Source organism: Streptomyces sp. 8N706, from assembly GCF_052245415.1.
Lineage (GTDB): Bacteria > Actinomycetota > Actinomycetes > Streptomycetales > Streptomycetaceae > Streptomyces.
This window is the reverse complement of record NZ_JBQQBW010000015.1, coordinates 73,389-82,557: the sequence shown is the minus strand read 5'-3', so window position 1 is coordinate 82,557 and position 9,169 is coordinate 73,389. Positions and strand designations below refer to the sequence as shown.

Annotated in this window: 8 protein-coding genes and 1 pseudogene; 1 reads left to right on the top strand and 8 read right to left on the bottom strand. The window is 69.7% G+C overall.

Annotated features, from left to right (window positions below):
* Positions 1-90: 90 nt before the first annotated feature.
* The 7 genes and pseudogenes from ACTWQE_RS08975 to ACTWQE_RS08945 all read right to left on the bottom strand — a co-directional run.
* Positions 91-1,272, bottom strand: a pseudogene (locus tag ACTWQE_RS08975) (pyridoxal phosphate-dependent aminotransferase); the annotation flags it as partial.
* Positions 1,273-1,396: 124 nt separating this feature from the next.
* Entirely contained in the window at positions 1,397-2,353 is a 957-nt protein-coding gene (locus tag ACTWQE_RS08970) for a lytic polysaccharide monooxygenase auxiliary activity family 9 protein (RefSeq protein WP_443328299.1), read from the bottom strand.
* A 161-nt stretch (positions 2,354-2,514) separates the two neighbouring features.
* Complete coding sequence (locus ACTWQE_RS08965; protein ID WP_443328298.1) at positions 2,515-2,730, bottom strand: hypothetical protein; 216 nt, start codon at positions 2,728-2,730, stop codon at positions 2,515-2,517.
* Positions 2,717-2,968 (bottom strand): DUF6400 family protein, encoded by a 252-nt coding sequence (locus ACTWQE_RS08960; protein ID WP_443328297.1) that lies wholly within the window; start codon positions 2,966-2,968, stop codon positions 2,717-2,719. The genes ACTWQE_RS08965 and ACTWQE_RS08960 overlap by 14 nt, the downstream gene beginning before the upstream one ends.
* A gap of 379 nt (positions 2,969-3,347) precedes the next feature.
* Positions 3,348-4,832 carry a DUF1996 domain-containing protein gene (locus ACTWQE_RS08955; protein WP_443328296.1) on the bottom strand — a complete coding sequence of 495 codons (1,485 nt, stop codon included), beginning with the start codon at positions 4,830-4,832 and terminating at the stop codon, positions 3,348-3,350.
* Positions 4,833-5,061: 229 nt separating this feature from the next.
* Positions 5,062-5,460, bottom strand: a complete 399-nt coding sequence (locus ACTWQE_RS08950; protein ID WP_443328295.1) for a hypothetical protein — start codon at positions 5,458-5,460, stop codon at positions 5,062-5,064.
* A gap of 455 nt (positions 5,461-5,915) precedes the next feature.
* Complete coding sequence (locus ACTWQE_RS08945; protein ID WP_443328294.1) at positions 5,916-6,530, bottom strand: discoidin domain-containing protein; 615 nt, start codon at positions 6,528-6,530, stop codon at positions 5,916-5,918.
* Positions 6,531-6,660: 130 nt separating this feature from the next.
* Here ACTWQE_RS08945 and ACTWQE_RS08940 point away from each other — a divergent pair, with 130 nt between their 5' ends.
* The gene (locus ACTWQE_RS08940; protein ID WP_443328293.1) at positions 6,661-7,149 is read left to right on the top strand and encodes a glutathione peroxidase; all 489 of its coding nucleotides are present in this window, start codon (positions 6,661-6,663) and stop codon (positions 7,147-7,149) included.
* A gap of 216 nt (positions 7,150-7,365) precedes the next feature.
* Here the strand turns inward: ACTWQE_RS08940 and ACTWQE_RS08935 are convergent, their stop codons facing one another.
* On the bottom strand, positions 7,366-8,994 hold the full coding sequence (locus ACTWQE_RS08935) for a S1 family peptidase (RefSeq protein WP_443328309.1): 1,629 nt from the start codon (positions 8,992-8,994) through the stop codon (positions 7,366-7,368).
* Between the last annotated feature and the right edge of the window lie 175 nt (positions 8,995-9,169).

Genomic DNA, 9,169 nt, shown 5'->3' with positions numbered 1-9,169 from the left:
GTCCGCTCAGGCCGTCTCCGGTGTGTGGATGGCGGAGATCGGCGAGGGGAGCGCGGCTCGGGTCGCCTGGTACATGGGCGAGTTCAGTCCCCCGTACAGATAGGCCTGGAGACCGGCCTGCAACCGCTCGACATCCGGGGACGGGCGGACCACCAGCCGTAGGAACTGGCTGCTGCTGCCGAGCTTGTTGCCGCATTCGCGCACGAACAGGCCGTGCTCGGAGAGCAGATAGTCCCGCAGCGGCACTCCGTCGACGCCGTCGGGGAGCTTCACCAGGAGGAAGTTGCCCTGGGACAGAAAGACGACCAGCCCCGGGAGCCCGGCGAGGGCGAGGGACATGTTGGCACGGTCGCGGGAGAGCAGGGCCAGGCTCTGCCGGTACTCCGCGCCGTACTCCTTCAGCATGAACACCACGGTCTCCGCGAAGGAGTTGAGGTTCCACTTCGGCAGCGCGTCGCGGACCTTCCTCGCCAGGGCGGGATTGGCCACGAGATAACCGAACCTGATGCCGTGCAGACCGAAGTTCTTGCCGAGGCTCTTCAGCACGATCACATTGGGGCGGATCGCGGCCTCGTCGGCGACGGAGGGGGAGCGCTCCGCATCGACGAAGTCGATGAAGGACTCGTCGACCACCACCAGATCCAGGTCGACCAACTCGTCCAGCAGCCACAAGAGTTGCTGCCGCCGGAGGTAACCTCCGTCGGGATTGTTGGGGTTGCACACCACGGCGACCCTGGAGCCACGGCGGCGGATGAACTGGACGTACTCCTGGAGGTCGAGGGCGAAGTCCTGCTCCTCGCGCAGCGGGAACATGTCGACGCGCTTGCCGGTCTCCAGAGGCTGGTCGGTCCAGCGTCCGAAGGTGGGGATGGGGATCGCGAGGCTCTCCTTGACCAGCAGATGGTCGATCCAGGTGATCAGCTCGGTCGAGCCGTTCCCCATGGCGACGGTCTGCGGATTGAGCCCGAGCACGCTGCACAGCTCGGCGGTGATCGTATCGGCGTCGCTCGGGTAGTACTTCAGGATCGACTCCAGGGAGCCCTGGAGCCGCCCGAACATCTCGGGGCTCGGGAAGTAGGGGTTGCAGGGGATGCAGAAATCGATCCGGTCGGTCTGCCCGGCCTGGGCGTACGGCTCGGGCTCACGGTAGGAGTCGGTCCGGTCGATCCGGTCCGACCGCTCACTCCGGCCGCTGGGCGCCAATCGGTTGAGCATGGCCCAGGACGGACTGTGCGCGGTGCTGCGCAGGGCCGCATCGATGGGTTGGGACACGGCGGAACTCCTTCCGGAGCGGCGACGCGAACATCCGCGGGCCGCCTCCGAGCTACCGGTGGGGGATAGGGCATGGGGTGCGGTGGCGCCCCGGGTCAGGGAGCGCTCCGCGTCCTACGTTCACTCAGAAGGGCCGCCGTCGGAGAACGGCGAAGGCGCCCACCGCGGCCGCGGCGAGGGCCGCTGCGATGCCCGCGATCACCGGCAGGGAGCCGTACTCGGAGCCGGCCTCGGCCGAGGCCGGTTTCGTGGAATCCGTGGACTGCACTGAATCGTCGGACCCCGTGGGCTTCTTGGCATCCGAGGACTCCTCGGAATCCGTGGGAGAGGCAGCGGGTCCGTCGGTCCGCGACCGGGCGACCGAACCGGCAGAGTCCGCGGCCTTCCCCTCCTCGGAGGCCGCCGACCCTCCCCCGCTGCCGCTCCCCCTGCCCTCGTCGCCGCCCTTGAAGACGACGTCGGAGCAGGAGTAATAGGTGTCCGGCGTATCGGTGTTCCGCCAGACGGTGTACATCACATGACGGCCCGTCATCCCCGCGGGCAGCCTGCCCTTGAGGTGGTACGAGCCGTCCTCGAGCTTCGGGTCACGGGCTGTCAGAAACGGCTCGGACTCCAAGTCGTCCCAGGACAACGGTGTCGCCGGGTCGTAGCCGTCCTTGGTGAGATAGAGACTGAAGGTCCCCTGGTGCGGGATGGTCGAACGGTAGGTCAGCGTGAAGTCGTCGCCGGCCGTCAGCCTCGTGGCGGGCCAGTCGGCACGGGCGGTGTCCAGCCCCTGATAGCCGTCGACGCCCGCGCTGCACAGCTTTCCGTCCGGGATGACCTGCCGGTCCTTCCCCCGGACATCGGCCACCCTCAGATTGTCCCAGTCGTCGAACGTCCGGCCGCCGTTGGCGGCGACAGCCGCGGTACAGGCCGCCGACCGCGCCGTCCTCTCCCCCGTCGGGCCGCATGCGGCCACCCTGCTGACCGGGTCCGTCGGAGCCCCGTGCGCCTGCGCCGGGACGGTGGTCACGGCCGTCAGCAGGAGGGGGACGGCACCGACCAGGGCAGCCACGGCGGCATTGCGATGCACAGTCATCCGCGGGACACCTCCTTCACCGGTCCGGCGGCAAGTCCCGCCTGCGGTGTAGTACGGGAATGCCACCCCGCGCGTTCATCGCAACGGCACACGAACGACGGTGAGAAGTACCCGGCGTACGAGCCTGCCACCCCGGCGGGCGTACCGCCCCGCGCGCCCCCTCAGCCCGCGCCGAAACCGGTCTGTTCGGACCACAGATGCGTGCAGTTCGGGCACTGGAGATGCAGCAGGTTTCCGGAGTTCGACAGCAGATAGCGCCAGTGGTCCCGGCAGTTGCGACCCGCCAGGCACGTCCCGCAGTCCCGGTCGTCCTCGCACCGGGGGCAGGTCACCCACGCCCGGCGGCCCATGTCCGCGCTGGGATCAAGTGGCAGCACGGTCGTCACCGTCCCGGGGCGGGAGGACACCGGCCTCCACGAGCCTCTGGTGGGTCGCGCGCTGTTCCGCGTCCAGGTTCGAGTAGAGCAGGCGGTACGCGTCCTCCTCGGCCCGCATCACCGCGACCGGGTCCCAGTCGTCCCCCATCGCCGCTACAACCTCGGCCCTCCGGCGCGCCTCTTCGAGAGTGAGGTCGAGCTCGAACACATGGTGATCTGCGGTATTGCCGTGGATCATGGTGCGCTTCCTGGACCACTCGGGGACGAATCAGACGTGTGTATCAAACGCGATCCGGCCGAGGAAGCGTCAGACCTGCGAGCGCCATGACAGTGGGGGCCCAGGGGCGCACACACTGCGGTCATGGGCAGACAAACCCCTCATGACGCCTTGAATTTTCTGCCGCATAGTCCCTTATGCACATCTGAGCGATGTGACGTACTCCACGTCGGCATCCACCGCAACGAGGGCCGGTCGGTCCCCCTCCCCGCAAGGGACCGACCGACCCGGCCTCAACCGGCCGGAGGACTGAGGCTCGATGGCGCGCGGCTCCTTGCACAGGCCTCAGGCTCAGGACTCACGGCTCACGGCTCACGGCTCACGGCTCAGAGCTCAGAGCTCAGCCGCATGTGCGTCCGGCGTTGATGCAGGAGACCGCCTTGCTCATCAGCCGGTCCGACATGACGTTGATGAAATCCCCATGGTCCGTCACCGGCTGGTGAAGCTGCTCGGGGAAGCTGTCGACGGCGAACACCGAACCCGCCGGCACGTTGTAGGTGATCCGCTGTACCAGCTGCGGAATGGCCGTGAAACCGGCTGAGCAGGAGCCGTCCCTGCCCGCGAAAGCCACATGCGTACGGTGGTTGGCGCTGTCGATATTGCTGCCGTCCCAGCAGCTCTGGAAGTTGAACGTCCGTACGACCCTGCTGCCCCTGGGGCAGATCGGGTACTTGTTCTTGAGCTGGCGGTTCTCGAATCCGGTACAGCTCCACGAGGCGTTGGCGTTCGCCGGTCCGTTGGTGAAGGCCTTCGCGTCACCGGTGATGATGCGCAGGAAGCGGGGCATGGCGGTCACCTTGCCGACCGGGCTGCCCTTGAACGTCAGCTTCACGGACGCCGGTTGAAGGATCTTTCCGATATTGCCGTCCTGACCGCCGCCCGGTGCGTTCGCGTCTGCTTCCCGCTGACCGTTGCGCAGCCGCAGGACCGGCCAGTAGTGGGTGGAACGGTCCCCGTTGGTGCAGGTGGTACCGGCGGCGGCGAGACCCTCGTTGCTGGAGAAGGCATCGGTGTCGAGATTGCCGACGTAGTCGTGCATGTGATGGGCGCCGTTGCCGACCCCGGGGGCGACGATCACATTGTCCGGGTTGAAGTGCTTGTTCTCGTTGCGCCCGCAGCGCGAGGAGAAGGTGCCCAGGGAGGCGTTCCGGCGGGCCTGCGGCTTCGTCACATTCGGCCGTACCCGGCGGATGTCGACGAAGTCCGCACGGCGCGGCCCGGAGGTCTGCTGCTGCCCGGTGCCCTGCTGCTGCCCGGTGCCCTGCTGCTGGCCGGTGCCCTGCTGCTGGCCGTCGCCCTGCTGCTCACCACCCGTCTGCTGTTCGCTGTCCTGCGCCTGGACCTGCGCCCCGGCGGCCGGTGCGGCGGCGGTGTCCTGCTTGAGCGTGCAGGGCGCCATGGACGCGAGCCCGGAGGGCCGCTCGGCCAGCCGGTCGACCGCTGTGGCGATCTTGTCGATCGTGGTACGCCGCTGGTTCGCCAGCGGCTTCAGGACGGATTCCGCACGCTGCTGCCCGGCCTCCGCCCCCCAGGCGGCCCAGCGCTCGTAGGCGTCCGCCACCTGGGTGTCCAACTGCGCCAGTTGGGCGTCGACGGCGGGACGGGCCCGCTCCGGCACCTGCGACAGTTGCTCGGCGACATCAGGACAGTCGATGGTGGCCAGCTTCTGGCTGCCCGCCTGCGGCGACGGATCGGCCTGCGCTCCGCTGCCGGCGGAGGCATCGCCGGTCACCAGGAAGATCCCCCCTCCCCCCAACGCCAGGGCGGTCACCGCGGCAACCGCCGTGCCGATGACACGGGTACGTCTGTGGCCCTTGCTCTCCACGGGGCCCCTTTCCGATGGTCGTTCCTCGCCGGGGGCGTGGCCCCGCAAGGGGCCGCCCCGGCCGGATACGCAAAGGGCCCTCCGTCCGGCCCCACACGCCTGACCTGCGACAACGGGTAATGCACCATCGCGAAAGGAGGCGTTTCACCCGGAAGGAAGGCTCAACGCACAGGGGGATACGGATGCAAGCGCTCTCGTGTTCAGCGGCGCCGAAGAATTTTTTTCGCGGTTACTCGCTGTCCTGTCGGTGGCGTTTTCCACCCGTACGGAAGGCGTGGATGGCATGGCCCTGCTCCTGGGCGCCCTGCATCGCCGTCTCCCAGCTCAGCGCCCGGCTGCCCACGGCGAACAACGGCCCGTCCTCACGTTCGCCGATCAGTTCGCTGAGCAGCCCGGCCGCACGCTCGCTGAAGTCCACCTCCCCCGCCGGCTGGTTTCGGCACGACGAGGTGCTCACCTCTCGCTTCTCGAGGTGAACGTCGCGGACGTCGAGAGCGAGCAGATCGAGTACGGGCAGGTCGCCCTCCCACAGCAGCAGCCACAGTGCCCGGTGCACCGGGGAGATGGATGCGTCGGCGAGAAGCTCTTCCAGCCGTTCGAGGGTGATGGTTTCAGCCATGAGCGTCATGGCCGTGCAGTATGCCGTCGTGACCTTCCGAGGCATAGGGCGGGGCGTGAACGACCGTCGACGTCCCGGCGAGCGCCGGTTCCGGCCGAGCCGCAGCTCAGGGGCGTGCCCTGCTGCCTCTCGGCGCGGCACGAGCCCGGCTCCGGGCTCGTGCACCCCTCGGCGGCGCGGCTCCAACGCCGGCCGTGGCACGCACCGCCGTACGGCGTGGACGTACACCGCCCGTGTCATGTCCGGCCAGGCACGCCGGACATGACGGCCACGGCCGGTTCGTCCTGCCGGGCGACGCCCGCCCTCGTCGGCTCATCCGGCCGGGCAACGTCTGTGCCTGGGTACCGGAGAGCAGGCCGTGACCTCACACGCCGGGCAGCGGTGGGTCACGGCCTGTTCTTCGCTCTCCTCCTGCCCCGCCGCCGGCCGAACGGCGGGGCAATACGGCCATGACGGCCGGTCGGCTACTCGCCTCCTCCGCCCGACGGGGCCCGGACCACCTCGAGCTCCTGGATTCCCGGGTGCTTCTTGGCGTCGCTCCCCCGGACCTCGACCCGTACGTAGCGCGCCAGGGACGGCTTCTCCAGTTCGCCCATACGGCCCTCGGCGAAGGACCCGGCCCGCCAGTGCTTGCCGTCGAGCGAGGTCAGCACCTGGTACGACTCCGGTCGCAGGTCCGTCCACTTCGCGGAAATGCCGGAGATACGGGCCGGCCGGCCGAGGTCGGTCGTCAGGGCGCCGTGCGCGGCGTCCGGGACCCAGGCCGTGGCCGCGTTGCCGTCCACGGCCGCATTGGCGTACAGACCGGGCTCCTCCGAGCCTGCCTTCGCCGTCTTGCAGCGGGCCAGGTTGTCGGTCGGAGTGAGGTCGGGGCGGCGGGTCTTGAGAACCGCCGGCGCGTCGGCACTCACCACCTGCGAGCCCTGCCGTGTCTCCACGGTGAACGGCTCCCCGCTGGTCAGCCGGACCGTCGTCTGGTCCGGGCCGATGGCCACGTCGTAGGTACGGCCCTGCCAGTGCAGACCCCGCAGCGTCACACCGTCCGACATCTGCGGCGGCAGCATCGGGTCCAGGTGCACCCGTCCGTACGCCCCTTCAGATTCATCTTCATAAGTTGAATGAAGCTGATGGGCCGGGGTCGGCGTGGGCAGGGTTTCACGGCAGAATCAGGGCCGGACAACACCGGTGCATCCGACCGAGAGGACTCCCGTGAGCCTGTACGACATCCCGCTGCGCACGCTGGCCGGCGACCCCACCTCCCTCAGTGATCACAAGGGCAGGGCCCTGCTCCTCGTCAATGTGGCGTCGAAGTGCGGCCTGACCCCGCAGTACGAGGGTCTGGAGGAGTTGCAACAGCGGTACGCCGACCGCGGATTCACCGTCCTGGGCTTCCCCTGCAACCAGTTCGGCGGCCAGGAGCCGGGCACCGCCGAGGACATCCGTACCTTCTGCTCGACCACCTACGGCACGAGCTTCCCCCTGTTCGAGAAGCTCGAGGTCAACGGGGAGAACCGGCACCCTCTGTACGCGGAGCTGACGCGGAGCGCCGACGCCTCGGGCGAGGCGGGGGACATCCAGTGGAACTTCGAGAAGTTCCTCGTCTCCCCGGCGGGCGAGGTGGTCGGCCGCTTCCGTCCCCGTACCGAGCCCGGAGCCGAGGAGATCGTCACGGCGATCGAGGCGAATCTACCGCGTTGAGCGCACGTTCCTGCCCGCGCTGAGGGCACGTCTCTGCCGCGCTGAAAGCGGTTTACGTGCCCGGGGCCGGCTGATTCCGGCCGCGGCGCGGCGGCGGACCCGTCCTGAACGCACAGGATGTCGGTTCCGGACGGACACCAGAAAGCCTCGGGCACCCACGAGGGGTGCCCGAGGCTTCAGGAGTCGGAGCGATGCAGGCAGCCGGAGCCGTCCTTCTCAGGGTTCCTCGGTGCCTGCTTCGGCCCCGCCACTGCTCGCTGCCGCGCCGCCCGCGTCGGCTTCGGCACCGGAGTCGGCGGCGCCACCGGCAGCGGCCGCACCGTCGTCCGCACCGCCAGCGGCACCGGCGTCGGCACCACCCGCGTCCGCACCCGCGTCCGCACCCGCGTCGGCACCACCCGCGCCCGCACCGGCATCGGCGCCACCCGCATCGGCGCCCGCGTCAGCACCACCGGCGTCCGCACCGGCGTCAGCGCCACCCGCGTCGGCGCCACCCGCGCCCGCGCCGCCGTCACCGGCGACGATCTCGGCACCGGTGGCCTCCAGCGCCGCGGTGACCGGCTGGAAGAAGGTCTCGCCACCCTGGGTGCAGTCACCGCTGCCGCCGGAGGTCAGGCCCACAGCGGCGTCCTCGGCGAACATCGCACCGCCACTGTCCCCGGGCTCGGCGCACACATCGGTCTGGATCAGACCGTTGACGATGTCGCCGTTGCCGTAGTTCACCGTGGCGTCCAGACCGGTGACCGTGCCGTCGCTCGTCCCGGTCGTGCTGCCGCTGCGCTTCACCTCCATACCGACGCTCGCCTCGGCGGCCTTCGTTATCTCCTGCTTCGTACCGTCCTGCAGGTCGACCGAGCTCGACGGAGCGGTGTTCGCGTCGTCGTACTTCACCAGGGCGAAGTCGCTCTCGGGGAACTGGGTGTCCGCGACCGTGCCCAGCGCCTGCTGGCCGGCCTCGTCGGAGGTCCAGGTCTCGGATTCGTTACCGCAGTGGCCCGCGGTCAGGAACGCCGGGGCACCGTCCGCCTCGACATTGAACCCGAGAGAGCAGCGTGAGCCGCCGCCGAAGATCGCGTCGCCGCCTTCCACGCCCTCGCCGGCCGCCGCGCCACCGGCGTCACCACCGGCTCCCGCGTCACCACCAGCCGCACCACCGGCGTCATCAGCGCCTCCGGCTCCGGCCTCACCACCGGCCGCACCACCGGCCCCGGCGTCACCGCCCGCCGCACCACCGGCGTCAGCCGCTCCGCCTGCCGCACCGCCCGCGTCCTCCGCACCTCCCGCTCCGGCACCGGCACCCGCGTCCTCCGCACCGCCTGCCGCACCACCCGCGTCAGCCGCGTCAGCCGCGGGCTCCGGGTGGTCGAACGGCTTGAACTCGCCGGCGGACCGCTTGACGGTCACCATGCCGTCCATCCCGTCCACGGCCTTGTTCAGCGTGGCCATCTTCGCACCGGTGACCGTCTTGTCGGCGAGCACCGAGACCTTGTTGGTCTTCGGGTCGATCGACCAGGCGGTACCGGGCACGGAGGCCTTCTCGCCGAGCGTCTGCGTGGCGGCCTTCAACTCCGCCGTGCTGTTCTCCACGATCTTCGCGACGGCGCCCTTGGCCCGCACGCTCTCCGCGGTCTCCTCGTCCAGCACGTTCATGACCAACTGGTCGGACTTGCCGTCGAAGTACCACCCGGCGGCATCCTTGCCGAGACCGGCGGCCAGCGTCGTGCCGAGCTCCGCGGCGGCCGACGCGGCGAAGGTCTTGGGGGTGGGGTCCTTGTCCTGGCTCGCGTTGGCGTTGGGCAGGATGACGGCTGCCGCCGCGACGGCGACCGCGCCGGCCCCGACCATGGCGCCGGTCCGCTTGCTTACACGTCGGTGGTTCAACTCACTGTCCTCCAGTGGGGGGAGCGGGCCGGCTTACGGGGACGCGGCCCGGTTCGTGCGAGTACCGGTGCGCAAGGCTCGGGGGGTGTCCATACCGGGAGCGGTGTCCGTACCGGAACGGATGTGACGTCCCGGTCCC